At 68.7% G+C, this 22,712-nt stretch carries 24 protein-coding genes and 1 pseudogene; 9 read left to right on the plus strand and 16 right to left on the minus strand.

All coding sequences use genetic code 11. The annotated features are described in order from the left end of the window. The 9 genes from AC1DNG_RS14005 to AC1DNG_RS14045 all read right to left on the minus strand — a co-directional run. Window positions 1-756, minus strand: a 756-nt coding sequence (locus tag AC1DNG_RS14005; RefSeq protein WP_476887633.1) for a thiolase family protein, incomplete at its 3' end; no start/stop codon positions are given. After that, the gene (pcaC, locus tag AC1DNG_RS14010; RefSeq protein WP_476850664.1) at window positions 753-1,238 is read right to left on the minus strand and encodes a 4-carboxymuconolactone decarboxylase; all 486 of its coding nucleotides are present in this window, start codon (window positions 1,236-1,238) and stop codon (window positions 753-755) included. The genes AC1DNG_RS14005 and pcaC, both read right to left, overlap by 4 nt. Further along, window positions 1,235-2,053 carry an alpha/beta fold hydrolase gene (locus tag AC1DNG_RS14015; protein WP_230007407.1) on the minus strand — a complete coding sequence of 273 codons (819 nt, stop codon included), beginning with the start codon at window positions 2,051-2,053 and terminating at the stop codon, window positions 1,235-1,237. Before AC1DNG_RS14015 ends, pcaC begins: the two co-directional genes overlap by 4 nt. Continuing rightward, window positions 2,046-3,593 (minus strand): lyase family protein, encoded by a 1,548-nt coding sequence (locus tag AC1DNG_RS14020; RefSeq protein WP_476856790.1) that lies wholly within the window; start codon window positions 3,591-3,593, stop codon window positions 2,046-2,048. The genes AC1DNG_RS14015 and AC1DNG_RS14020 overlap by 8 nt, the downstream gene beginning before the upstream one ends. Then, entirely contained in the window at window positions 3,590-4,180 is a 591-nt protein-coding gene (pcaG, locus tag AC1DNG_RS14025; RefSeq protein WP_476874162.1) for a protocatechuate 3,4-dioxygenase subunit alpha, read from the minus strand. Before pcaG ends, AC1DNG_RS14020 begins: the two co-directional genes overlap by 4 nt. Further along, complete coding sequence (gene pcaH, locus AC1DNG_RS14030; RefSeq protein ID WP_374706709.1) at window positions 4,173-5,081, minus strand: protocatechuate 3,4-dioxygenase subunit beta; 909 nt, start codon at window positions 5,079-5,081, stop codon at window positions 4,173-4,175. Before pcaH ends, pcaG begins: the two co-directional genes overlap by 8 nt. 41 nt (window positions 5,082-5,122) lie before the next feature. After that, entirely contained in the window at window positions 5,123-7,096 is a 1,974-nt protein-coding gene (locus AC1DNG_RS14035; protein ID WP_476887634.1) for a bifunctional sugar phosphate isomerase/epimerase/4-hydroxyphenylpyruvate dioxygenase family protein, read from the minus strand. Further along, window positions 7,096-7,977 (minus strand): shikimate dehydrogenase, encoded by an 882-nt coding sequence (locus tag AC1DNG_RS14040; protein WP_230007572.1) that lies wholly within the window; start codon window positions 7,975-7,977, stop codon window positions 7,096-7,098. The genes AC1DNG_RS14035 and AC1DNG_RS14040 overlap by 1 nt, the downstream gene beginning before the upstream one ends. 216 nt (window positions 7,978-8,193) lie before the next feature. Next, the gene (locus AC1DNG_RS14045; RefSeq protein WP_476850668.1) at window positions 8,194-9,036 is read right to left on the minus strand and encodes an IclR family transcriptional regulator; all 843 of its coding nucleotides are present in this window, start codon (window positions 9,034-9,036) and stop codon (window positions 8,194-8,196) included. Between the two features lie 225 nt (window positions 9,037-9,261). Between AC1DNG_RS14045 and AC1DNG_RS14050 the strand changes: the two genes are divergently transcribed. Continuing rightward, window positions 9,262-10,578, plus strand: coding sequence for an MFS transporter (locus AC1DNG_RS14050; protein ID WP_230007574.1), 1,317 nt, complete (start codon window positions 9,262-9,264; stop codon window positions 10,576-10,578). Window positions 10,579-10,704: 126 nt separating this feature from the next. Here the strand turns inward: AC1DNG_RS14050 and AC1DNG_RS14055 are convergent, their stop codons facing one another. Beyond that, entirely contained in the window at window positions 10,705-11,790 is a 1,086-nt protein-coding gene (locus AC1DNG_RS14055) for an ATP-dependent DNA ligase (protein ID WP_476874159.1), read from the minus strand. A 118-nt stretch (window positions 11,791-11,908) separates the two neighbouring features. Between AC1DNG_RS14055 and AC1DNG_RS14060 the strand changes: the two are divergent. The 3 genes and pseudogenes from AC1DNG_RS14060 to AC1DNG_RS14070 form a co-directional block, all read left to right on the plus strand. Then, window positions 11,909-12,019, plus strand: a pseudogene (locus AC1DNG_RS14060) (LLM class F420-dependent oxidoreductase); the annotation flags it as partial. 142 nt (window positions 12,020-12,161) lie between these two features. Further along, on the plus strand, window positions 12,162-13,895 hold the full coding sequence (locus AC1DNG_RS14065) for an alpha-amylase family protein (protein WP_476856786.1): 1,734 nt from the start codon (window positions 12,162-12,164) through the stop codon (window positions 13,893-13,895). A gap of 152 nt (window positions 13,896-14,047) precedes the next feature. Next, complete coding sequence (locus AC1DNG_RS14070; RefSeq protein ID WP_018775353.1) at window positions 14,048-14,284, plus strand: hypothetical protein; 237 nt, start codon at window positions 14,048-14,050, stop codon at window positions 14,282-14,284. 4 nt (window positions 14,285-14,288) lie between these two features. Here AC1DNG_RS14070 and AC1DNG_RS14075 read toward each other — a convergent pair whose 3' ends face one another. The 3 genes from AC1DNG_RS14075 to AC1DNG_RS14085 all read right to left on the minus strand — a co-directional run bounded on the left by AC1DNG_RS14075 (window position 14,289) and on the right by AC1DNG_RS14085 (window position 16,046). Beyond that, the gene (locus tag AC1DNG_RS14075) at window positions 14,289-14,615 is read right to left on the minus strand and encodes a MoaD/ThiS family protein (RefSeq protein WP_476850672.1); all 327 of its coding nucleotides are present in this window, start codon (window positions 14,613-14,615) and stop codon (window positions 14,289-14,291) included. 15 nt (window positions 14,616-14,630) lie between these two features. Beyond that, complete coding sequence (locus AC1DNG_RS14080; protein WP_476850673.1) at window positions 14,631-15,755, minus strand: WD40/YVTN/BNR-like repeat-containing protein; 1,125 nt, start codon at window positions 15,753-15,755, stop codon at window positions 14,631-14,633. A 78-nt stretch (window positions 15,756-15,833) separates the two neighbouring features. After that, window positions 15,834-16,046, minus strand: a complete 213-nt coding sequence (locus tag AC1DNG_RS14085; RefSeq protein ID WP_028277621.1) for a hypothetical protein — start codon at window positions 16,044-16,046, stop codon at window positions 15,834-15,836. Window positions 16,047-16,196: 150 nt separating this feature from the next. Here AC1DNG_RS14085 and AC1DNG_RS14090 point away from each other — a divergent pair, with 150 nt between their 5' ends. The 4 genes from AC1DNG_RS14090 to AC1DNG_RS14105 all read left to right on the plus strand — a co-directional run bounded on the left by AC1DNG_RS14090 (window position 16,197) and on the right by AC1DNG_RS14105 (window position 20,050). Further along, window positions 16,197-16,694 (plus strand): universal stress protein, encoded by a 498-nt coding sequence (locus tag AC1DNG_RS14090; protein WP_476850674.1) that lies wholly within the window; start codon window positions 16,197-16,199, stop codon window positions 16,692-16,694. A gap of 214 nt (window positions 16,695-16,908) precedes the next feature. Further along, window positions 16,909-17,268 carry a metal-sensitive transcriptional regulator gene (locus AC1DNG_RS14095; protein ID WP_476887635.1) on the plus strand — a complete coding sequence of 120 codons (360 nt, stop codon included), beginning with the start codon at window positions 16,909-16,911 and terminating at the stop codon, window positions 17,266-17,268. Window positions 17,269-17,335: 67 nt separating this feature from the next. Next, the gene (locus tag AC1DNG_RS14100) at window positions 17,336-17,566 is read left to right on the plus strand and encodes a heavy-metal-associated domain-containing protein (RefSeq protein ID WP_028277624.1); all 231 of its coding nucleotides are present in this window, start codon (window positions 17,336-17,338) and stop codon (window positions 17,564-17,566) included. Window positions 17,567-17,746: 180 nt separating this feature from the next. Continuing rightward, entirely contained in the window at window positions 17,747-20,050 is a 2,304-nt protein-coding gene (locus AC1DNG_RS14105) for a heavy metal translocating P-type ATPase (protein ID WP_476887649.1), read from the plus strand. Between the two features lie 26 nt (window positions 20,051-20,076). Here AC1DNG_RS14105 and AC1DNG_RS14110 read toward each other — a convergent pair whose 3' ends face one another. Together AC1DNG_RS14110 and AC1DNG_RS14115 are read right to left on the minus strand one after the other, a co-directional pair. Further along, window positions 20,077-20,349, minus strand: coding sequence for a DUF2277 domain-containing protein (locus tag AC1DNG_RS14110; protein ID WP_476887636.1), 273 nt, complete (start codon window positions 20,347-20,349; stop codon window positions 20,077-20,079). A 118-nt stretch (window positions 20,350-20,467) separates the two neighbouring features. Continuing rightward, on the minus strand, window positions 20,468-21,421 hold the full coding sequence (locus AC1DNG_RS14115) for an EamA family transporter (RefSeq protein WP_476887650.1): 954 nt from the start codon (window positions 21,419-21,421) through the stop codon (window positions 20,468-20,470). Between the two features lie 240 nt (window positions 21,422-21,661). Here AC1DNG_RS14115 and AC1DNG_RS14120 point away from each other — a divergent pair, with 240 nt between their 5' ends. Then, window positions 21,662-22,204 carry a CGNR zinc finger domain-containing protein gene (locus tag AC1DNG_RS14120; RefSeq protein ID WP_230007185.1) on the plus strand — a complete coding sequence of 181 codons (543 nt, stop codon included), beginning with the start codon at window positions 21,662-21,664 and terminating at the stop codon, window positions 22,202-22,204. A 98-nt stretch (window positions 22,205-22,302) separates the two neighbouring features. Here the strand turns inward: AC1DNG_RS14120 and AC1DNG_RS14125 are convergent, their stop codons facing one another. After that, window positions 22,303-22,665, minus strand: coding sequence for a hypothetical protein (locus tag AC1DNG_RS14125; protein ID WP_079555031.1), 363 nt, complete (start codon window positions 22,663-22,665; stop codon window positions 22,303-22,305). Window positions 22,666-22,712 lie beyond the last annotated feature (47 nt).

Consider the following 22,712-nt stretch of genomic DNA (forward strand, 5'->3'; position numbering starts at 1 on the left):
GTCGGAGAGCGGGGACGCGTTCCCGGCCGTGACGGTGCCGTTCCCGGTCCGGAACACGGTCTTGAGCCCGGCGAGCTTCTCCGCCGAGGACCCGGGACGGATGCCCTCGTCGCGGACCAGGTCCGTGCCCGGGACCGGGACGACGAGGTCATCGTAGAACCCCTCGTCCCAGGCCGCGGCGGCGAGGTTGTGGGAGCCGGCGGAGAACTCGTCCTGCTGCTCGCGGGTCACGCCGTACTTCTCCCGGAGCCGTTCGGTGGCCTCGCCCAGGGAGATGGTCCAGTCCGCCGGCATGGCCCGGTTCACCAGCCGCCAGCCCAGCGTGGTGGAGGCCAGGGTCAGGTCCCCGGCCGGGTAGGGCTTCTCGGTCTTGGGCAGCACCCACGGGGCCCGGGACATCGATTCGGCGCCGCCGATCAGCATCAGCTCGGCGTCGCCGGTGTTGATCTGGCGGGAGGCGATGATCGCCGCGTCCAGGGAGGACCCGCAGAGCCGGTTGACCGTGGTGCCCGGGACCGAGACGGGCAGCCCGGCCAGCAGGGTGCCCATCCGGGCGACGTTGCGGTTCTCCTCGCCGGCGCCGTTCGCGTTGCCGAACACCACCTCATCGATCCGCTCGACGTCCAGGGCCGGGGCGCGCTTCACGGATTCGCGGATCACGTGCGCGGCGAGGTCATCCGGGCGGATCCCGGCGAGGCCGGAACCGAACTTCCCGAACGGCGTCCTCACAGCGTCATAGATAAATGCCTGATTCATGGGTTCTTGTCCGTTTCTGCTTCGTCCATGGCTGCGTCGTCCATGGAATGGAAGACCTGCTGGGCGGTCTTGAACGCGGTGTTGGCGGAGGGGACCCCGCAGTAGATGGCGGTCTGGAGCAGGATTTCCTTGATCTCGTCCCGGCTCAGGCCGTTGGTGATGGCGGCGCGGATGTGCATGGCCAGTTCTTCCCAGTGCCCGTGGGCCACCATGGCGGTCAGGGTGACGGCTGAGCGCATCTGGCGGCTGATCCCGGGCCGGGTCCAGATGCCGCCCCAGGCGATCCTGGTGATCATGTCCTGGAAGTCCTCCGTGAAGGAATCCTTGTTGGCGTTGGCGCGGTCCACGTGCGCGGCGCCGAGGACCTCGCGGCGGACTTTCATGCCGCCGTCGTAGATCTCTTGGCTGGTCGCGCCGGGCTGGACCACACCGTTGCGTTCGGGCCCGAGGAGTTCAGCACTGCCGGCTTCGGAGAGAGTCATGCTCCCGCTCCCTGGGACTCGGTCCAGGTGATGAGGCCCTTGAGCAGCTCGGCGACGTGACCCGGCGCCTCGAACGGCGCCAGGTGTGCCACGCCCTCCAGGCTGACGGCCGTGGCAGTGCCGCCGCCGGAGGTGATGCCCGCGGCGACTTCCCCGGCCATCGACGGCGGGGCGACGTCGTCCAGGGCGCCCGCCACAACCTGGGTGGGAACGCGGATGGTGCCGAGCTGGTCCCGCACGTCGAAGCCGGCCAGGGCCTCGCAGCAGAAGGCGTAGCTGAAGCGGTCGGCGTCCCTGAGGCTGTGCAGGAGCCGGCTGCTGAGCTCCGGCTGGCTCTCCATGAAGCCCGGCGCGAACCAGCGCTGCGCGGAACCCTGGATCATCACCGGGGTGCCCTGCGTGCGCACGGTTTCTGCGCGTTCCAGCCAGCCCTCGGCAGTGCCGAGCTTCGCGCCGGAACACTGCACGGAGAGGCTCTTGAGCCGGTCGCCGTGCTTGATGCCAAGCTGCAGTCCGGTGGCGCCGCCGAGAGATACCCCGGCGTAGTGGAAGCGCGCGCCCGGGGCGATCGAATCGACCAGGCCGATTACGGCATCCGCGAGGTCGGCGACCGTGAAGGTCTCCTCCGCCGCGGGCGAGACGCCGTGCCCCGGCAGGTCCCAGGCGATGACGTCGACGTCGGCGCCCAGCAACGTGCCGGCCTGGCTCCACAGCAGGGAGGATGTTCCGAGCGAGGGTCCGACGATGAGGAGGGGCTTGTCGCCGAGTTCGCGCTGGGGCGACAGCAGGACTGCTTTGACGGTGGGTCTAGCCACGGGAAGCTCCGTTCTGGATTTGGTGGGCGAGGGCGCCGGCCTGGCCGGTGTATTCCGGATACGCCGCGAGGATGCGGCGGGAGACCTCAGCGGCCTGGCCGAGGTAGTTGGCCGGGTTCAAAAGTTCCTCAAGCCGGGCGTCGCTGAGCAGCTCCTGCGGGACAGCGGCGCGGAGCAGTGCCCGGTAGGTGTCCGCCTGCTCCGCAGCCGGGGCCAGGAGCGTTTCGTCCACGACGGCCTGCAGCCGCTGTTTCCCGGTCCGGGCGGCTCCCGGGCCGGCACCGGTCCCGTCCACAACGGTCCCGTCCAAGAGCGGTGCGACGGCGGCGTTGACGGCTTCGGAAAGCAGCAGCGGGCCGCCGAGCTCGAGGTTGCGGCGCATCGCTCCGGGGAAGACCGCCATCCCTTCGGCCAGTTCGCGCAGCTGCACCGCGGCGCCGAGGGCCAGGCGCAGCAGCTGGCGCAGGGCCGCCCATTCGCTGTGCCAGGCGCCGTCGGGGCGTTCGTCGTTGAAATTGGCGGCCGCGAGATGCAGCTGTGCGGCCAGTGCCGGGGCCTGCAGGGCGGCGCTGCGGATCAGCACGGAGAGCACGGGGTTCTGCTTCTGCGGCATGGCCGAGGACACGCCGCGCCCCGCGACGCGCGGTTCCGCGATCTCGGCAACTTCGGGCCGGCTCAGGAACAGGACGTCTGCGGCCATCTTTCCGGCCGCGTCGGTCACCGCCGCCAGCGCGTCGCCGAGCGAGGTCACGGCCAGCCGGTTGCTGTGCCAGGGGGCAGGAACGGGAGCGAGACCCAGGCGGGCGGCCAGCCGGTCGGCGAGGTCAAACGGGGACAGCGTCCCCGCGGCCGGCCCAGCGCCGTCAGTGAGTACAGTGCCGTCAATAAGTACAGTGCCGTCAATAAGTACAGTGCCGGAAGCCAGGGTCCCGGCGGCGCCGCCGGTCTGTACCGGCAGTTCGAGGGCCTCGAGCCGGCCGGCCGCGGCGGCCAGCCCGCTGAACCATTGCGCGGCCCGCAGCCCGAAGGTGTAGGGAAGCGAGTGCTGGGTCAGGCTGCGGGCCACACAAAGCGTGTGCCCGTGGGTTTCGGCGAGGCCGGCGAGGGCGGCCGTTGCCGACCGGAGCTCCGCGAGCAGTTCGCGGATGGCCCCGGCGGCCAGCACCATCAGGGCAGAGTCGAGCACGTCCTGGCTGGTCAGCGAGGTGTGAACGGCGCGGACGGCACCGAGTCCGGCGGTGTCCAGGTTCCTGACCTGCTCCCGGAGGTCGGCGAGCAGCGGGATGACGGGGTTGCCGCCGCCTTGGGCCCGGACGGCGAGGTCCGCGACGTCGTACCGCTGCACGTCCGCGGCGGCGGCCACCACCGCGGCGGAGCCGGCCGGGGCCAGGCCAGCCTCGTCCAGGACCGCCGCCCAGGCGGCCTCGACCTTGAGGATGGCGGCGAGCACCGCACGGTCCCCGGTCAGCGCCGCCACGAACGGCGACGCCGACACGGGACTCAGCAGGCCGGCGTCGCCGTCGGTTTCGAAGAAGGTCACTTGGAGGCACCCTCGGCGCTGCTGAAATCCAGGAACACGGTCTCGCCCTCGCCCTGGAGGCGGATGTCCCAGTTCAGTCCGCCGTCGGGATCCCGGCGTGCGATCAGGGTCCGGCGCCGGTCCGGGTCAAGCGAGCTGAGCAGCGGATCCTTGGCCAGGGCTTCCTCGTCTTCCGGCAGGTAGACGCGGGTGAACAGGCGGTTCATCAGGCCCCGGGCGAAGACGGCGACGGCGATGAACGGCGCCGCGCCCTCCTCGGTGGGGCCGGGGTTCACCGTGGTGAAGGTGAAGGCGCCGGTGTTGCCGACAGCGCTGCGGCCGAAGCCGGTGAAGGTGTAGCCGTCCCGGACCAGGGAGCCCGTGCGGTGCGGGACCTTGCCGTCCGCGTCGGCCTGCCAGATCTCCAGGATCGCGTCCGGGATCGGGTGCCCGGCGCCGTCATAGACGGTGCCCTGGAGCCGGATGGAACCCGGGGCTCCGGGAGCCAGGAGCTCGCGGTCCTTGGCGAAGGGCAGGGCGTAGCCATAGAACGGCCCCACGGTCTGGCCCGGTGTCGGAGTGAGTTTACCCACGGCGTTGCTATTCATTCTCATCGCCTCCTGCGCCCAATGCCTCGTTTTCGGTCCAGGTCCGCTTGGACCCGGTCAGGACGATGTCCCAGTTGTACGCCAGAGCCCATTCAGGCTTGGTCTGCTCGTGGTTGTAGGTGGCCACGAGCCGGTCGCGGGCATCCTGGTCCACGATCGACTGGTAGATCGGGTCCAGCGGGAACAGCTGGTCACCGGGGAAGTACATCTGGGTGACGATCCGCTGGGTGAACTCCTGCCCGAACAGGGAGAAGTGGATGTGGGCCGGGCGCCAGGCATTGAGGTGGTTCTTCCACGGGTAGGCGCCGGGCTTGATGGTGGTGAAGCTGTAGGAGCCGTCCGCGCCCGTGATGCAGCGGCCGACGCCGGTGAAGTTGGGATCCAGCGGTGCCGGGTGCTGGTCACGCTTGTGGATGTAGCGGCCGGCGGAGTTCGCCTGCCAGATTTCGACAAGCTGGCCGGCGACGGGGCGTCCGTCGCCGTCGAGCACCCGGCCGGAGACCACGATTCGTTCGCCGAGCGGCTCGCCGTTGTGCGCGATGGTCAGGTCCGCTTCCAGCGCGTGCACGTCCATGTGCCCGAACGCCGGCGAGTACAGTTCGATGGTTTCCGGATCCGCGTGGTGCAGATCCTTGGTGGGGTGGCGCAGGACGCTGCTGCGGTACGGCGCGTAGTCGAGCCGCGGCTGGGTTTCGGCCGGGGCTCCGCCTTTGAGGGCCTGCGCGTACGCTTCGCCGATCGCCTTCATCTCGGCGCTGAGGTCCGCCTGCGACTCCGCGGCAGTATCCAAGGCATGCGCGGCGGGCGCATACGTCTTTGGTGCGGCCTCCGTGGCTTCGTCGGACACGTCCTCGGTGATCGGGTCGGCGTTGAAGACGTCGAGGTTGATTTCTTCAGGCACAGCAGCCTCCTTTCGTTGGTGTGTTTGTTGTTCGGATGGGGTCAGGAAGTACGGGTCAGCTGGTGCAGGTGGTCGTACTGGACGGCGTGCCGCACCGGGGCGTTCGGGGCGCCATAGCCGTCGTAGGCACCGCGGCGCTCCACCATTTCGAAGAACACGCTGCCCACCGTGGCGGTGTAGAAGTGCAGGAACTCGCCGTCGGCGTCGCGGTCATAGAGCAGGTTGAGCTCACGGAGCGTGGCCAGGAATTCCGGGTCCAGAGCGAACCGGGCGTCGAGGTCCTCGTAGTAGTTCGCGGGGATCTGCAGGAAGTCCAGTCCGCGGTCCCGTGCGGCCCGGGCCGTGGCCACGAGGTCTTCCACGGCGAAGGCGATGTGTTCCTGGTAGCCGGGGCGGTGGCCGGTGCCGGCAGTCCCTTCCTGCTGGATCAGCGGGGCCAGGTTCAGCACCAGGCGGACGCCGCGGTCCTGCGTCAGCATCACCTGGGACCGGACCAGCCCGGTGGGGCTGGCCACCTCGGCGAACGGCTGCGGTTCCAGTGCGAGGGCGCTGGTGTAGAAGAGCACGGCCTCGTCGAAGTGCTGCCACGGCTGCGCGAGGTTCACGTGGTCGATCACCGCGCCCGGGTGCTCTGCCGGGTCCGCCGCGGCGACGTCCGGGCCGTCGCCGAATTCCCGGGTCCACGCGGGGGTGCCGTCCGGGCTGCCCTGGCAGAGGAAGATTTCGGTGGAGTCCGGCGCGGCGAAGCCCTGGAAGACTTCCTCGTTGGCCTGGCTCTTGCGCGGCACGGCGGGGGCCTTGAGCTGCTGGGCGCGGGCGGCGGCGATGACGGGAGAGTCGACGTCGAAGCCCAGGGCGGAGATGGCAGGGGCGGCGGGAGCCGGCTGGCCGGTACCGGCGGCAGCGGTCGCCGTGCCGATGGCTGCCGGTTCTTCGTTGATGATCACGCGCGCGTGGCCCATGGTCCACAATTGCACATCCTTCGTGCGATGCCGCCCGTTGAACGCAAACCCCAGCTGGCCCAGCAGGGTTTCCAGTCCGGCGGTGTCACCGGCCCGGACCTCGGCGAAGTTGAAGCCGGCGGGCTCGGCCACGCGGGGAAGCGTGGCAAGCTCCATGGGGTAGCGGCGCCGGGCACCGGACACCGGGCCCGCCGCCCCGCTGGTCATCCCGCCTGCTGCATTCGCCGGGTTTGCCTCGAGCCAGGCGGCGCTCTGCTCTTCGAGCCAGATCAGCGACCGCATGGCGTCGACGGCGGTGCGCTCGACGTCGGCCTGGCGGAAGACGTCGTTGAACACTTCCAGCGACACCGGTCCCGTGTAGCCCGCGCGGACCACGTGGCCCATGAACTTGGCGAGTTCGAACTGGCCCTCCCCTGGAAACACCCGGTAGTGCCGGCTCCAGGACAGCACGTCCATGGACAGCTTGGGGGCATCGGCGACCTGGACGAAGAAGATTTTCTCCGGGTCGAAGGCCTCGATCGGCGCGGTATCCCAGTCCCGGGAGAGGATGTGGAAAGAGTCCAGGCAGGTGCCCAGGCTGGGGTGGTCCACCATCCCAACCAGCCGGTGGGCGTGCTCGTAGTCGTTCACGTACTTGCCCCAGGCCAGGGCCTCATAGGCGACCTTGACGCCGTGGTCACCCGCGAGGTCCGCGAGCCGGGAAAGCTGTGCGGCGCGGAGCTCGTCATCGTCGATCGTGGCGGTGCCGACGTTGGAGCAGAGCAGCATGGTGTCCATGCCCAGGCGGGACATGAGCCGGAACTTGGCGTCCGCGCGGCGCAGGTTGGCGGCGAGCAGGTCCTCGGGAACGCTGTCGAAGTCCCGGAACGGCTGGTAGAGATCCAGGGTCAGGCCAAGGTCGGCGGCCAGTTTCCGGACATCCTCCGGGCTCAGGGGCGACGTCACGAGGTCCTGTTCGAAGATCTCGATCCCGTCGAAGCCGGCCACCGCGCAGGCCTGCATTTTTTCCCGCAAGGTGCCGGCGAGGCAGACGGTGGCGATCCCGGTGCGCATCAGGCGGGCACCTCTTCCGCGGCCACAAGTTCCAGGAAGTGGGAGCGCATGCGGTCGGCGTCGGCCTGGCGCCCGGTGAAGATCCGGAAGGCGTCCGCCGCCTGGCCCACGGCCATCCGGCCGCCGTCGAGCACCTCGCAGCCCTTGGCGCGCGCCTCGCGGACGAGCTCGGTTTCGATCGGCCGGTACACGATGTCGGCCACCCAGTGCCGGGACTCCACGAGGGACATGTCCAGCGGAACCCCCGGATGGGCGGCCATGCCCACGGGGGTGCAGTGCACCAGGCCGTCGGCCTGCGGCATGAGCTGCGGGAGCTCCGCCGTCGTCCGGGCGGTGACGGTCCGGTCCGGGAAGAACCCGGCGAGCTCGGCCGCCCGCGCGGCGGACCGGGCCGCGTCGGTGTCCACGAGGTCCAGCTCGCGGACCCCCGCGGTGAGCAGGGCGTAGGCGACGGCGGAGCCGGCGCCGCCGGCCCCCAGCTGCACCACGCGATCCAGGGTGGCGCCGGGAAGCCCGGAGGCCAGCGCCGCGGCGAAGCCGGAGAAGTCGGTGTTGTGGCCAATGAAGCGGCCGTCGCGGATCACCACGGTATTGACGGCGCCCAGGCGCCGGGCGTCGGCGGAGACCTCATCCAGGTACTCGAGCACGAGCTGCTTGCAGGGGTGCGTGATATTCAATCCGTTGAACCCGAGGCTTCGGGCGCCGGAGAGCAACTCCCCCACGGCCCGGCCGGGCAGGCCGAGTTCGGTGAGGTCGATGGGGCGGTAGAGGTACCGGAGGCCCTGCACGTCGCCCTCGCGTTCATGCATGTAGGGCGTGAGGGAGGGCATGACGCCGTCTCCCACGAGGCCCACGAGGAAGGACTCTGCTCGATTGCTCATCCAGTTTGCTCCTTTGACAACGGCACTCGGCGGGCTGCGACGCTTGCGGCGTCCGCGGCGGGCCGGGTGATAGGGATTACATTACAGACCTTGTTCACATGTTGCACTGTTGTTCGAATGACGAACATATTATTACGGCGCCGGCTCGTTTCGGCGCCAGCTTTCGTGACGCAGGCTTTCATGACGCAGGCTTTCATGACGCAGGCTGGTCGGCCGTCACCGCTGGGGCAGCCGGGCCGACAGCTCGGCGGCCGCCGCCTGCAGCAGCGGCACGAGGGCCACGAGGGCCTCCATGCTCAGGCGGAAGACCGGGACCGCGGTGGCCAGCGAGGCGAAGGCGTGCCCCTGGGCGTTGAAAACCGGGACGGCGACGGCGCGCATGCCGAGTTCGTTTTCCTCATCCATGGTGGCGAAGCCCTGGCGCCGGACCTGCTCGATTTCGGCCCGGAAAGCCTCGCGGTCCGTAATGGAGAGCGCCGTCAGCGGTTCCAGGGGCAGCTCCTCGACGAGCTGGGCGCGGGTGGCGTCGTCGGCGAACGCCACCAGCGCCTTGCCCACCGAGGTGGTATGAAGTGCCCCGAGATGCCCGGGGTCGCTCGTGACCCGGAAGGTCTGCGGGCCGTCCACCTTGTTCACCGTCAGGTGGTGGATGCCGTCCCGCACGGAGAGGATGGTAGCCTCACCCGTTTCCTCGGTCACGCGCCGCAGGATGGGCAGCGCCGTACCCGCGAAGCCGTGGTGGTTGGAGACGCGCTGGCCAAGCTGGAAGACCCTCAGTCCCAGGTGGTACCGGCGGCCGTCCGGCTCGTAGTCAACGAAGCCGTCCCGCGTCAGGGAGCCGAGCAGGCGGTACGTGGTACTGAACGGCAGATCCGCGCGGCGGGAGATCTCCGCGGCGCTGGCGCCCCGCGGCTCGTCGCCCAGGAGGACCAGCAGGCCCAGGGCCTTGCCCACCATGTCCGTCCGCGAGTCCTCCCTGGCGGCCTTGGCAGGCTTCGAAGGGGCTTCCGCCGGATACCCGGAAACGGCGGGAACATCTGTGGTTTGATTCACACTCATGCATCGATGTTCCCACATAGTGAGAGCTATTTCTAGATGGTGATTATTTTTGTTGACAAGTGACTGCGCTCACAGTCATGATTGCTACATAGCACAAGTAGCTTCCACCATGTGGCTACTAGTCCGGGTCTTTCCACGGACCTCCGGCTGCACCACACTTAACCAAGCGGCAGCCGAGACCTTCCTGATCCATCCGCGACAACGTCGTCACACCAAAGGAACACCATGAGCCACACTGTCCCGTCCACGACGCCGGGTATAACCACAGGAGGGACGCCGAAGAAGGCGGCCCTTGCCAGCTTCCTGGGCAGCGCCGTCGAGTATTACGACTTCTTCATCTTCGGTTCCGCAGCCGCGCTGATCTTCCCGCATGTCTTCTTCCCCGATGCGGACACCAACGCGGCGATCATGTCGTTCGCCACCTTCGGCTTTGCCTACATTGCCCGCCCGGTCGGCGCCGTTATCCTCGGCCACTTCGGTGACAGGATAGGGCGCCGGAAGGTCCTCATGTTCACGCTGTTGCTGATGGGCGCTTCCACCTTTGCCATCGGCTGCCTGCCGGACTTCAAGACGGTCGGCTGGTGGGCCCCTGTCCTGCTGGTGCTGGCGCGTCTTTGCCAGGGCTTTTCCGCCGCCGGCGAGCAGGCCGGCGCCTCGTCCATGACGCTCGAGCACGCCCCGGACAACCGCCGCTCCTTCTTCACCTCCTGGACCCTGACCGGCACCCAGGGCGGCCAGATCCTAGCCGCCCTCGTCTTCATCCCGGTCCTCGCCCTGCCTGACGACATCAAGTACACGATCGGCTGGCGCATCCCGTTCTGGCTCAGCGCCGTGGTTGTGCTGATCGCGTTCTTCATCCGCCGCACCCTGCACGAACCGCCGGCGTTCGAGGAGGCCCAGAAGACCAAGCAGATCTCCAAGCTCCCCGTCGCGGACCTCCTCAAGAGCCACTGGCGCGATGTCCTCCGCGTCATCGCCTGCGCCTTCATCGCCGCCGTGTCCACCGTCTTCGGCACCCTGGCCATCAGCTACGCCAAGAACGTCGCCGGCGTGGACGGCACCACCACCCTCTGGCTCGTCGTCGGCGCCAACTTCATGGCACTGGGCACCCAGCCGCTCTTCGGCATGCTCGCCGACAAGATCGGCCGCAAGCCGGTCTTCATCTACGGCGCACTGTCCAGCGCAGCCCTGACCCCGGTCTTCCTGTTGAGCCTCGAATCCGGCAACGTCGCGCTGATGTTCCTTGCGGCAATCGCGTTCTTCTCCTTCGGCTACGCTGCGGCCAACGCGGTCTGGCCCTCCTTCTACGCCGAGATGTTCAGCACCAACGTCCGCTTCTCCGGCCTCGCAATCGGCACCCAGCTGGGCTTCCTGATGGCCGGCTTCGCCCCGGCGATCGTGGCGGCCATGGGCGGCATCCAGCCCGGTGGCTGGGTCCAGATCTCCATCTTCACCGCAATCATCTGCCTCATCGCCACCGTCGCGGCGCTGACGGCCAAGGAAACATTCCGGGTCCCCACTAAGCAGCTCGGCCAGCGGTAGCCCCCGCACCGGCAGCGGATCTCAACCGCACTTCCGCACAGCTATTCCGCATCAACGACGGCGGCCCGTCCCTTTGGGGGCGGGCCGCCGTCGTTGATGCGTTGAGCGGGTTAGCGGGCTAACCGGTTAGCGGGCGGCGCCCAGTACCGCGGCGAGATCGAACTTCACCGGTTCCTCCAGCTGGTCATAGGTGCAGGAACGCGGATCACGGTCCGGACGCCAGCGCAGGAACTGGGCTGTGTGCCGGAACCGTTCGCCCTCCATATGGTCATACTTCACTTCCACCACGCGCTCGGGCCGCAGCGGGGTGAAGGACAGGTCTTTGCCGCCGCTCCACCGGCTTCCCTCGGCCTTCCGCGGAGTGCGCGCCCCCTCCTCCTGCCGGGCCCAGGCCCAGGGGTGGCCGTCAAAACCGGTGACCAGTTCCTGCAGCTCGGCAAACAGCTCCGCGCGCCGGGCCATCGGGAAAGCTCCCACCACGCCGACGTTCGCCAGCACCCCGGCGTCGTCGTAGAGCCCCAGGAGCAGCGAGCCGATCCGGTCCGGACCGGAGGTGTGCACGCGGTATCCGGCGAGCACGCAGTCCGCCGTCCGTTCGTGCTTGACCTTGACCATCGCGCGCTTGTCCGGCTGGTAGCTGCCCTCCAGCGTCTTGGCCACAATCCCGTCCAGTCCGGCGCCCTCGAACTGCCGGAACCAGCGCTGCGCCGTGTCCCGGTCGGAGGTCGCGGCTGTGAGGTGGACCGGCGCCGCGCTGGCTGCCAGTGCGCGCTCCAGCTGCCGGCGGCGCTCGGAGAAGGGTTTGCCCGTGAGATCCTCGTCGCCGAGGGCCAGCAGGTCGAACGCCACGAAGCGCGCCGGGGTCTGTTCCGCGAGCAGCTTCACCCGGCTGGCGGCCGGATGGATGCGCTGCTGGAGCGCGTCGAAGTCCAGCCGGTCCCCGGAGGCCGCCACCATGATGATCTCGCCGTCCACCACGCAGCGTTCCGGCAGCTCCGACTTCAGCGCCTCGACAAGCTCGGGGAAATAGCGCGTCATCGGCTTGCCGTTCCGGCTGCCGATCTCCACCTCGTCGCCGTCACGGAAGATGATGGAGCGGAACCCGTCCCATTTCGGCTCAAAGAGCCAGCCCGTTCCGGCGTCCGGCGACGGCAGGGCCGGCAGTGCTTTGGCCAGCATGGGCGCAATGGGAGGCATCAACGGCAGGTGCATAGCGCCCATTCTTGCGCCGCGGACCCAGGACCGCCAGCCCCACGCTGTGGGTCCTCGCGAGGGGCTCCTCAACTGGGGGCTCCTCGACACGGCCCGGCCCCGGCGGTAAACATGGGTGATGGCTACCATCGGGTTCCACGCCTCGCATGAGCAGATCAGCCCCCGGCGCCTCCTGCAGGACGTTCAACTGGCCGGGCAGGCCGGCTTCGATGCCGCCATGTGCTCGGACCGCTGCGGGTACGGGTGGTTCCGGGTCGAGCGCCCGGGCGAACGCCAGCTCCCCTGAGGGCGCCCGCAGCCCTGATGGTGGCCGGTATCCCCCAGCTCCGCCCGGCGGCGGGACAGGCTCCGGCCGGAACGGACGGTGCGCTGTGAGAATCGCCGAGACCTCGGACCTCTGGTGGAAGAACGCGGTGATTTACTGCCTGGATCCGGAGACGTTCTTCGACGGCGACGGCGACGGCACCGGAGATTTCGGCGGACTGATCCAACGGGTGGACTATCTTGCCGCGCTCGGCATCACGTGCATCTGGCTCATGCCCTTCTACCCTTCCCCGGACCGCGACGACGGCTACGACGTCACCGACATGTACGGCGTGGATCCCCGGCTCGGAAGCCTGGGGGACCTGGTGGAATTCATCCGCACCGCCAACGACCGCGGCATCCGGGTGATCGCGGACTTCGTCATCAACCACACCTCCGACCGGCACCCGTGGTTCGTCCAGGCGCGCAAGTCCGTGGACAACCCCTACCGCGACTACTACGTCTGGCGGAAGGACACGCCGCCGGACACCTCGGACCAGGTGGTGTTTCCCGGCGAGGAAACGTCCATCTGGACCCAGGACAAGGCCACCGGTGAGTGGTATCTGCACATGTTCGCCAAACACCAGCCGGACCTGAACGTGATGAATGCCAAGGTGCGGGACGAGATTGCGAAGTCAATGGGATTCTGGCTGCAGCTGGGCCTGGACGGCTTCCGGCTGGACGCGGTGCCCTTCTTCCTGGAGCTGGTCGGCGAGCCCAAGGATGAAGCCGCGAAAATCGACCCGCACCAGTACCTGAGCGCCCTGCGCAGCTTCCTCAACCGCCGCCATGGCAGCGCGGTGCTGCTGGGCGAGGTCAACCTTCCATACAAAGAGCAGCTGAAGTACTTCGGCGGCCCTGCCGGCAACGAGCTGAACATGCAGTTTGATTTCCTCTCCATGCAGAACATGTACCTGTCACTGGCCCGGCAGGACGCCCGGCCGCTGGCCCGGACGCTCGGCAGCCGTCCGAAGGTCAATCCCGACAACCAATGGGCCATGTTCGTCCGGAACCACGATGAACTCACCCTGGACAAGCTCAGCGATGCCGAACGCGAGGAGGTCTTCGCGGCCTTCGGTCCGGATCCCGACATGCAGATGTACGGCCGCGGACTGCGGCGGCGGCTGCCCACCATGCTCGGCGGCGACCCGGCCAGGATCCGCATGGTGTACTCCCTGATGTTCTCGCTGCCGGGCACCCCGGTGCTCTTCTACGGCGAAGAGATCGGGATGGGCGAAGATCTGCGCGCGAAGGGCCGCTCGGCCGTCCGCTCCCCCATGCAGTGGGACCACACCGAAAATGGCGGCTTCTCGACCGCCCCGCCGGGGGACCTCGTCGCCCAGCCCGTGGACGGACCGTACGGGCCCGCGCGCATCAACGCCGCGGCCGCGAAACGGGATCCCGATTCGCTGTGGAACTTCATCGCGACACTGATCCAGCGGTACCGGGAATGTCCCGAGCTCGGCTGGGGCAGGTTTGCCCTCATCAAGCAGGCCTCACCGGCGGTGTTGCTGCACCGTTGCACGTGGGACGGCTCTACAGTGGTGGTCGCCCACAATTTTGGCGCCGAACCGGCGTCTGTGACGGCCTCGGTGGTCCCGCCGGAGGGCGAGGAAGGCGGCCCGGCGGGTCCGGACGGGAAGGGCGCGGCGGGGCGGTCTTACGCCGGGGCCGTGCTCCGGGACCTGCTCGGCGGCGAGGACATCCCGCTCTCCGACGACGGCGCCTTCGAAGTCCCGCTGGACCGCTACGGGTACCGGTGGTTCCGGGTCGAGCGCCCGGGCGAACGCCAGCTCCCCTGAGGGCGCCCGCAGCCCTGATGGTGGCCGGTATCCGCTGCGCCCCCGAAATCTAACCGGCCCCTTACCGTGCCGAAACGCGGACGCAACATTGGCGCAGGAGACTGGAAGTGCCGGCAAGAGCAGGCACCGACTCCAGTCCAGGAGGCCCCGCCATGTTGAAGGAAGCGAAAGCCCATGTAACCCGCGTCCGCGCGCTCGACCAGCTGCACCGCGGCGACGAGATCGAGGCCCGCCTGCGGGTGGGCCCGAACTACGATGACGTCGTGATCCGCCGCGGCAGCGTTCAGGAAACGGCCCCCGGAATCGGCGTCGTCTGGATCATGGACCGCCACACCGGCATGCGCAAGGCCATCAATGCCGACGAATGCAGCGTCTGGCGGGTCGCCTGAGGCGTCAGCCTCCGGCCACCGACTGGATGATGAGGACTTCCTGGCCCGGCGCCACGGCAGTCACCAGACCCTGCAGCCGCCGGATTTCATTCCCGTTGACGTATATATTCACATAACGGCGAACACTTCCGGTCTCGTCCCGCAACCGCCGCGACAGCGCCGGATAGCCCCCGGTCACCGTATCCAGCACCCACTCCACCGTCACCGCTGCCTCGGCGGGCGCAGTCAGGATGGACTGCCCGCCGGCGAGCGGTTGGAGGACGCTGGGCAGGACCACGCTGATCGCCGAGTCTGCCGGCATGGCGTCGCCGCTGATCTCGCCGCTGTTCATGCGCTTTTTACCCCTTCACGCCTGCGCCGGGAGCAGGGCAGTGGAGACCACGGCTGCCCGCACGCACAGCACATCCGGCAGGTGCGAGGCGACCTCGGTAAAGTGTTCTCCCTCGTCAGCGCTGGCGTAGACACTGCCGCCGCGCGTCCCGAAGTAGACGCCCGCAGGCTCCGCGCTGTCGACGCTGGCAGCATCACGGAGCACGGCGTTGTACTCGGCTTCCGGCAGCCCGGCATCGAGCCGTTTCCAGTTGGCGCCGGCGTCATCGGTCCGGTGTACGGCCAGCTTCCCGTCCGGCGGGATACGTTCGCCGTCAGCCTTCAGCGGGACCACCCAGGCGGTACCGGCCCGGCGCGGATGCGTCAGCATCACAAAACCGAAGTCCGCCGGCAGCCCTTCGGCGATCGACTCCCACGATTCGGCGCCGTCGTCGCTGCGGTACACGCCGTGATGGTTTTGCGCGTACAGGCGGCCGTCGACGGCGGCGTCGGCCGCGATCTTGTGGACGCACTGGCCGAATTCCGGGTTGGGATCCGGCATGAAGTACGCGGAAATTCCCTTGTTGCGCGGCTCCCAGGAGGTGCCGCCGTCGAGCGAGCGGTAGACCCCTCCGGTGCTCATGGCGACGTGGACTTTCTCGCCCGTGGGGTCGACGACGATCGAGTGCGCCGCAGCGCCGCCATAGCCTGCGCCCCATTCGCTGCGGTGCGGATGGTCCCAGAGGCCGCGGTTGAGCTCGAAGTGCTCGCCGCCGTCGGTGGATTTCCAGACCGAGATCGGTTCGCAGCCCGCCCACACGACGCCCGGGCGGGAGTCGGCGTCGGGATAGATCTGCCAGATCCGTTCCAGGGCGGCGTCGGTGCCGTCGGGGAACGTGATGGCGCCGTTTTCGGGTTCGGTCCAGGATCCGCCGAGATCATCTGAGTGGAAAACCGTGGGGCCCCAGTGCTCGGAGCGGACCCCCACCAGGATCCGGGTCCTGTCATCGCGGGTATCGATGGCGATGCTGGGCACCTCACTCATCAGAAAATGCGGGCCGGACAGCGACCAGTCCTTCCGGTCCCGGCTGGTCGCCAGCCAAAGGCCTTTCTTGGTCCCGATCGCCAGGACGTAACTCTCTGCAGTAGCCATGGGGTCCATGCAACCATCCCCGCCCGAAGGCCGCAACGGTTTTCTCCCGGCGCCCGCCGGCATGCTCTGCCGCGCCGGTGGCATCTTTCAGTCGACGAACTCCGACTGCGTCTCGATGAAGTCCCAGTCCGCGGCCGTCAATACGGCCGCGCCGGCGGCGGACGGCTCAGCCGGACCGGGCCCGCCGGCATCGGCGATTCCCCGCTGCACGGCCTCGGGCAGTTCAATGGTCCGCAGGTTTTCCCGAAGCCATTCCTTGCTCGCCAAATCCAGATCCAACCACCACATGTAGATCTCCACGGCGGCCACCTCCTCCTGTGTTCTTCAACCGTAGGCCCCACCCCCGGGCTGTTCAAGGGAGGCCGCGGCAAACGGCGCCCGCACCCTCCCGGGCCGGCAGACGGGAAGTAAGCCCCTGTTCAGGGCCGCACCCCGGCGCCAGAATGAAGTATGCCTGACGACTCCGCCCACGGCCCGGCGCCCCTCGTGGTGGGTGTGGTTCCGGGACAGCATCCGGAAGTGCTGCAGACGGCGGCATCCCTCGCGAAGTCCCTCGCCGCGCCCTTGATCTGCGCCTACGTGGACGAGGCCAGCTACCTCGTGGAGTGGGACCCGGCGCGGTCCGCGCACCGCCTGTCTCTGCACCCGGACGCGGACGACGCCCGGATCCGGGCCACCGCCCAGGAGCTGCGTTCCGCTGTTGAGGCACTCTGCGTTCCCCTGGGAATCGACTGGACGCTGCGCACCCTGGCCGGGGATCCCGCCCGGGCGATAGGCAGGCTGGCCGCGGACACCAACGCATCCATGATCGTGGTGGGGACCCCCGAACGCGGCATCGGCCACCGCATCTCCGCCGCGCTGAACGGCTCCGTGGCGGCATGGCTCAGCCACCATCAGGAACGTCCGATCCTGATCGTTCCGGGCGTCGCTCCGGCAGGAAGAAAATAAAGCGAAAGTACTTATTCAGAGCGCTGGTGTTACCCCACTACCGGCGAGTAAGCTCGATCTGTAGGCCGGAGGAACGGCCTACCCCAAAGCTGCTCCGGAGTGCGTATCCCCCAATAACGCACTCCGGAGCTCTTTGTTTTACCCAACATTCCACATGCTGCGCCGGCCGGGCCGCGGGCTTGAAACATACCCCTAGGGGGTATATGTTGAGGGCATGAGCGAGTCAGAAGTCCCCGGCACGGCACGTCTGGACACTGTTCCCCTTGAAGCCCCGCCCCATGAACACGGCTACACGTCCAACAAGGACGCCTACCTTCGCCGTCTCAAGCGGATCGAAGGGCAGGTCCGCGGCATCGCCCGGATGGTTGACGAGGACAAATACTGCATCGACATCCTCACCCAGGTCGCCGCCGTCACCAAGGCCCTGCATGCCGTGAGCCTCGGGCTCGTCGAAGAGCACATCGGCCACTGCGTTGTCGGCGCCGCCGCCGAGCCAGACCCGGAGCTTCGGGCGGAGGCCATCGATGTCAAAGTCAAGGAGGCCACCGATGCCATCGGACGCCTGCTCCGCTAGTACCCGTACCACCCACCACACCACCGGGCCGGGGAACCACACCCGGCCCAGCGACAAGGAGCACCCCATGGCCCCCGTTTCCACCACCGTCAACGTTTCCGGCATGACCTGCGGCCACTGCGTGTCCTCTGTCAGCGAAGAACTTGAGGCGCTCTCCGGCGTCGAAAAGATCGACGTCGACCTCAACGCCGGCGGCATCTCCACCGTCACGATCACCTCCAACGAAGCACTGTCCTCCTCCGAAATCGGCGAGGCAATCGCCGAAGCCGGCTACCTCGTGGTCGCCAGCGAAGCCTGAGTGACAACAGCCCCGGGCGGGCGCAGACACCGGAACGGCAACCGCCGTCGGGCGCAGGCGCCGGAACGGCAACCGCCGTCGGGCGCAGGCGCCGGAACGGCAACCGCCGTCGGGCGCAGGCGCCGGAACGGCAGAAAACCAATCGAGCCGAAAAAGAAGGGCGCCGTGAGCAGCGAGCAGTTGTTGGACCAGCAGTTGTTGGACCGGGCCGGGAGCCGTGTCATTGACCTCGATATCGAGGGCATGACGTGCGCGTCCTGCGTCAACCGGGTCGAGCGCAGGCTCGGAAAGCTCGACGGAGTCGAGGCCAGCGTCAACCTGCCCCTCGAGTCCGCCCGGGTCAGCGTCCCGGCGGACATTACCGATGACCAGATCACGGCCACGGTCGCGGCCGCGGGCTACAAGGCCACGGTCCGGTCCGCCAGGTATCCGGGCACGCCGGTGGAGGACGCAGGGCTCCCGGCCGGCACCGGATTTCCGGCCGCCACAGCCGCACCCTCGCTTCGCCCGCGGCTGGTTGTGGCGGCCGTACTCACCGTCCCGGTCTTCGCGATCTCGATGATCCCGGCATTCCAGTTCCCGAACTGGGGCTGGGTGGCCGCCATCCTGGCCCTGCCGGTGGTTGCCTGGGCGGCGTGGCCGTTCCACCGCGCCGCGGCCATCAACGCGCGGCATCTGGCCTCGACGATGGACACCCTGGTGTCCATCGGCGTGATTGCCGCCTACTCCTTCTCGGTTGGGCAACTCCTTGCCGACCCGGGTATGACCGAACATCTGGCAGCGGAGGGCATGGGCTCCGGCGGCCTGTACTTCGAGGTCGCATCCGTGGTCACCACGTTCCTGCTGCTCGGCCGCTACCTCGAGGCCAACGCCAAACGGAAGGCGGGCGACGCCCTCAAGGCCCTCCTGGACCTGGGGGCAAAAGACGCTACTGTCCTGCGCGGCGGCACCGAGCACAAGATCCCGGCCGACCAGCTGGCCCTCGGAGACGTGATAGTGGTCCGCCCCGGCGAGAAGATCGCCGCCGACGGCGTCGTCATCGACGGCGCCTCTGCGGTGGACGCCTCCCTCGTGACCGGCGAATCCGTGCCCGTGGAAGTCGGCCCGGACAGCCAGGTCACCGGGGCCACCATCAACACCTCAGGCCGGCTCCTGGTCCGCGCCACCCGCGTCGGGTCCGAGACCACCCTGGCCCAGATGGGCAGGCTCGTCTCCGCGGCGCAGACCGGAAAAGCACCCATCGCCCGGCTCGCCGACCGCATCAGCGCCGTCTTCGTACCGGTCGTCCTGGTCATCGCCGCCCTCACCTTCGGGGCCTGGCTGATTGCGGCCGCACCTGCCGTCAACGCCGGCGAGGTCCGGGCCGTCTTCACCGCCGCCGTCGCCGTGCTGGTCATTGCCTGCCCCTGCGCCCTCGGGCTGGCCACGCCCGTCGGACTGCTGACCGGGACCGGGCGGGGCGCCCAGCTGGGGATCCTGATCAAGGGTCCGCAAGTCCTCGAGGACACCCGGACGGTGGACACGATCCTGCTGGACAAGACCGGAACCGTCACCACCGGCCGCCTTGCCGTGGACGGCGTCCAAAGTTTCGGGCCGCACAGCGAAGCCGAGGTCCTGCGCCTGGCGGGTGCTGTGGAAAACGCCTCCGAGCACCCGATCGCCCGGGCCATCGCCGCTGCGGCGTTGGGTGCGGCGGCGGGGCGTGTGAACAACAACGGCGCCGGCCTCCCCGCCGTCGCCGGCTTCCGCTCCGCACCCGGCGGCGGAGTCGATGGCACCGTCGACGGCCGGCGCGTGGTCGCGGGGCGCACCGGCTGGCTGTTGGAGTCCGGCGTCGCTCCGGCCCCGGCTCAGCGCGAGGCGCTTGGTGCTGCCGAAGACTCCGGCGCCACGGCCGTCTGGGTTGCCGTGGACGGCGAAATCGCCGGAATCATCAGCCTGCGGGACACCGTTAAGCCCGGTTCCGCGGCCGCAGTTACCCGGCTCCGGGAGCTCGGGCTCCGGCCGATCCTGCTGACCGGCGACAACGCCACTGTGGCTGCCCAGGTGGCGGCCGCCGTCGGGATCAGCCCGCGCGACGTCTTTGCCGGTGTGCTCCCGGCGGGCAAGGTTGAGGCCGTGCGGACGCTGCAAGCGGCCGGCGCCACTGTGGCCATGGCCGGGGACGGCGTTAACGACGCCGCGGCGCTGGCGCAGGCGGACCTGGGCATCGCCATGGGTTCCGGCACCGACGTCGCCATCGAGGCAGCCGATCTGACGGTGATGGGCAACGACCTCGGACAGGTGGCGCAGGCGATCGAGCTTTCCCGCCGGACGCTCGGCACCATCAAGACGAACCTCTTCTGGGCCTTCTTCTACAACGCCGTGGGCATCCCGGTGGCAGCCCTGGGCCTGCTCAACCCGATGATCGCCGGCGCCGCCATGGCCGCCAGCTCCGTGCTGGTGGTGGCCAACTCGCTGCGGCTGCGCAGCTTCGGAAAGTAGTCAGGCCTTAGGCCGGGCGCCCCGCCTCAGGCCGCGCCATAGCGGATGGCAGCCCTGGCTTTGGCTTTGGCCGCTTCCTCCCCGCGGTCCTTTGCCGGGGCGTGGGTCACCAGGGAGTCGAGGAGGTGTTGCGTCGCATGGGCAATCTCATGCACAGCCCGGTTGAAGGCGTCCTCGTTGGCCTTGGACGGCTTGGTGCTGCCGCTGATCTTGCGCACGTATTGCAACGCGGCGGCCTCCACCTCCGCGGTGGTGGCGTGGGGTTCAAAATTGTGGAGGGTCCGGATATTTCGGCACATATCTCCATGCTAAGGGCCTTGTGGTGATTGAGGCACGGTTAGGCGCGTTGTAGGCTGTCGACCAATTGAGATTCCTTCGGGCCCGGGAACGAGGTGCCCGGGCCGAACGGACAACCGACTACGGCACGGGCTCGCAGTCGTTCGCGTGGTCCAGCGCTGCCGCGCCGGTGCCGGACGGGGCCCGGAGCTCGTCCAGCCGGACCAGCACCACCCCGCCGACGATCAGCAGCCCGCCCAGGAGCTGGATGGGTCCGGGCAGTTCGCCGAGCAGCAGCCACGCCCAGATGACGGCGAACAGCACCTCGGTGAGCGAGACAAAGGACGCGACTTTCGAGCCGAGTGCCCGGGCGGCGACAATCCCGGACACGTACGCCACCACCGTGGCCAGGACCACGAGGCCGCCCAGCGCCACCCACCACGGGGTGACCCAAGGCCCCAGGCGGGTGTCGGCCGTGCTGAAGGCCATCGGCAGCAGCCCGGTTGCCGCGGCAAGCCACATGACGATGGCGCCCACCATGAGCCCGCCGGAGGCCAGAAGGATGGGCGGCAGGGTGTCGTTTTCCTTGGCCGTGATGAAGAAATAGATGGCCAGGCACACCGCGGCCGCGATCCCCCACAGCACCCCGATGAGGTCGACTTTGACGGCTCCGGTGAGGTCCAGGACCAGGATCAGCCCGCCGAGGGACAGGAGGGTGCCGGCAATCGTCAGTGGCCGCGGCCGTTTCCGGCTGGCGGCCCACAGCCAGAGGACGATCAGCACCGGCGCCAGGTACTCCAGCAGCAGGGCGACGCCGACCGAGAGCCGGGATACGGCGTTGAAATAGAACAGCTGGCAGGCGGCGACGCCGATGAATCCGAACAGCAGCACGGTCAGCCAGTTGTCCCGGAGCTGGTGCCAACGCCCGCGCAAGGAGGGAATGGCGAAGACGGCCAGAATCAGGGCCGCACCGGTAAGCCGGGCCGTGACGGCCGCCCCGGGAGTCCAGCCCGTTTCCAGGAGCGCCTTGGCGAATGATCCGGAGAGCCCGAACACCGCGGACGAAAACAGGGCGACGCCCAGGCCCGATGCCATGAACCCTGATGGTGCGGCGGCCGGCGTAGTGCTCTGCCTGGCGGCCTGCTTGCCTCCCCGTTTGCCTTCGAGTTTGCTTCCCTGCGGGGTGCCGCCCGGTTCGGAGGCAGACCGCTGGGCGGCTAGGTCTCGGACCGGCGTGGCGACGGGGCGCTGGGGGGCAGACACGGGCATTCTCCTGTCAGGAGTAAAGTAGGGTTATGCTCATGACATTACGCCCCGGCAAGGTAAGGAGTCAAGATGGTTTTTGCCCCTGACACGGAAGTTGCCCTGCGTTCTGTGGTCAACCTCATCAACACCGCGGCCAACGGTGAGGAACATTTGGCCACGGTCAGGGATCTGGATGCCTTCCTGGAGGCCGAGGGCTTCACCGGTTCCCGCACCCGGGACGGGGCCGAGCTGGCCAGCGTGCGGCGGCTCCGCGGCGAGCTCGCCGAGCTCTGGCAGGCCGAGGAGTCGGCAGCCGCGGGAACCGTGAACCGGCTGCTCCGGGAGGCCCGGGCGCTGCCCCAGCTGGTCAAGCACGAACCCTGGGACTGGCACCTGCACGCCACCACCCCGGAGGCGCCGCTGGCCGACCGGATGAGTACGGAGGCGGCCATGGCGATCGTGGACGTGATCCGCAGCAAGGAAATGGACCGCCTGCTGGTGTGCGCCGCGGACGACTGCGACGCCGTCGTGCTGGACCTGAGCCGCAACCGTTCGAAGCGCTACTGCGACACGGGAAACTGCGCCAACCGCGCGCATGTGGCCGCGTACCGGGCCCGGAAAGCCGCGTCCTGACGCCGAGGGTGCCGGCGGGAGGGGCCCGCGGTGTCGGGCCCTGCTGTCAGGCCGGCCTGTCGGGCCTCACCGTGGGGCCACGCTGCCAGGCCTCGTTGCTAGGCCTGCGGGCCGCTGTCACGGGAATCGCCGGGGCCGGCCTCGGGCCGGGGCTGCGCTGACGGGCCGCCATGGCCGGAGGGCGTGCGCTTGGAACTGAGGTTGACGCCGGAGCCCTTCCCCAGGTCAGCGGGATTCTCCTTGTGACTCATGGCCAGCATGGCGGCCACCACCAGGATCACAATAAAGGCGATGCCGGCGCCGGTGAGCGCCAGATCGAACCGGGGCGAGCGGGCGCTGCCGCCCGAGGCGAAGATCAGGACGCCGAAGAAAACCACCACGGCCCAGAACGCGGAGAACATGAGCGGTCCCTTGACCGAGGTCCGCAGGCTGCGGGGCGCTCCGGGTTTCTGCTGTGCCAAGGTGTTTTCCTCCTGCAGCCCGCGCAAATAGCGTGGCTGTCTTGTTA

This window comes from Arthrobacter sp. 01T425 (assembly GCF_056398725.1).

Bases quoted from the DNA above. Each gene is read 5' to 3' on its own strand.
- AC1DNG_RS14075 (WP_476850672.1), bottom strand. From the start codon at position 14,615: ATGAACAGCGGCGAGATCAGCGGCGACGCCATGCCGGCAGACTCGGCG.
- AC1DNG_RS14070 (WP_018775353.1), top strand. From the start codon at position 14,048: ATGTTGAAGGAAGCGAAAGCCCATGTAACCCGCGTCCGCGCGCTCGAC.
- AC1DNG_RS14055 (WP_476874159.1), bottom strand. From the start codon at position 11,790: ATGCACCTGCCGTTGATGCCTCCCATTGCGCCCATGCTGGCCAAAGCA.
- AC1DNG_RS14095 (WP_476887635.1), top strand. From the start codon at position 16,909: ATGAGCGAGTCAGAAGTCCCCGGCACGGCACGTCTGGACACTGTTCCC.
- AC1DNG_RS14120 (WP_230007185.1), top strand. From the start codon at position 21,662: ATGGTTTTTGCCCCTGACACGGAAGTTGCCCTGCGTTCTGTGGTCAAC.
- AC1DNG_RS14080 (WP_476850673.1), bottom strand. From the start codon at position 15,755: ATGGACCCCATGGCTACTGCAGAGAGTTACGTCCTGGCGATCGGGACC.
- AC1DNG_RS14050 (WP_230007574.1), top strand. From the start codon at position 9,262: ATGAGCCACACTGTCCCGTCCACGACGCCGGGTATAACCACAGGAGGG.
- AC1DNG_RS14110 (WP_476887636.1), bottom strand. From the start codon at position 20,349: ATGTGCCGAAATATCCGGACCCTCCACAATTTTGAACCCCACGCCACC.
- AC1DNG_RS14045 (WP_476850668.1), bottom strand. From the start codon at position 9,036: ATGAGTGTGAATCAAACCACAGATGTTCCCGCCGTTTCCGGGTATCCG.
- pcaC (WP_476850664.1), bottom strand. From the start codon at position 1,238: ATGACTCTCTCCGAAGCCGGCAGTGCTGAACTCCTCGGGCCCGAACGC.
- AC1DNG_RS14040 (WP_230007572.1), bottom strand. From the start codon at position 7,977: ATGAGCAATCGAGCAGAGTCCTTCCTCGTGGGCCTCGTGGGAGACGGC.
- AC1DNG_RS14100 (WP_028277624.1), top strand. From the start codon at position 17,336: ATGGCCCCCGTTTCCACCACCGTCAACGTTTCCGGCATGACCTGCGGC.
- AC1DNG_RS14035 (WP_476887634.1), bottom strand. From the start codon at position 7,096: ATGCGCACCGGGATCGCCACCGTCTGCCTCGCCGGCACCTTGCGGGAA.
- AC1DNG_RS14115 (WP_476887650.1), bottom strand. From the start codon at position 21,421: ATGGCATCGGGCCTGGGCGTCGCCCTGTTTTCGTCCGCGGTGTTCGGG.
- pcaG (WP_476874162.1), bottom strand. From the start codon at position 4,180: ATGAATAGCAACGCCGTGGGTAAACTCACTCCGACACCGGGCCAGACC.
- AC1DNG_RS14090 (WP_476850674.1), top strand. From the start codon at position 16,197: ATGCCTGACGACTCCGCCCACGGCCCGGCGCCCCTCGTGGTGGGTGTG.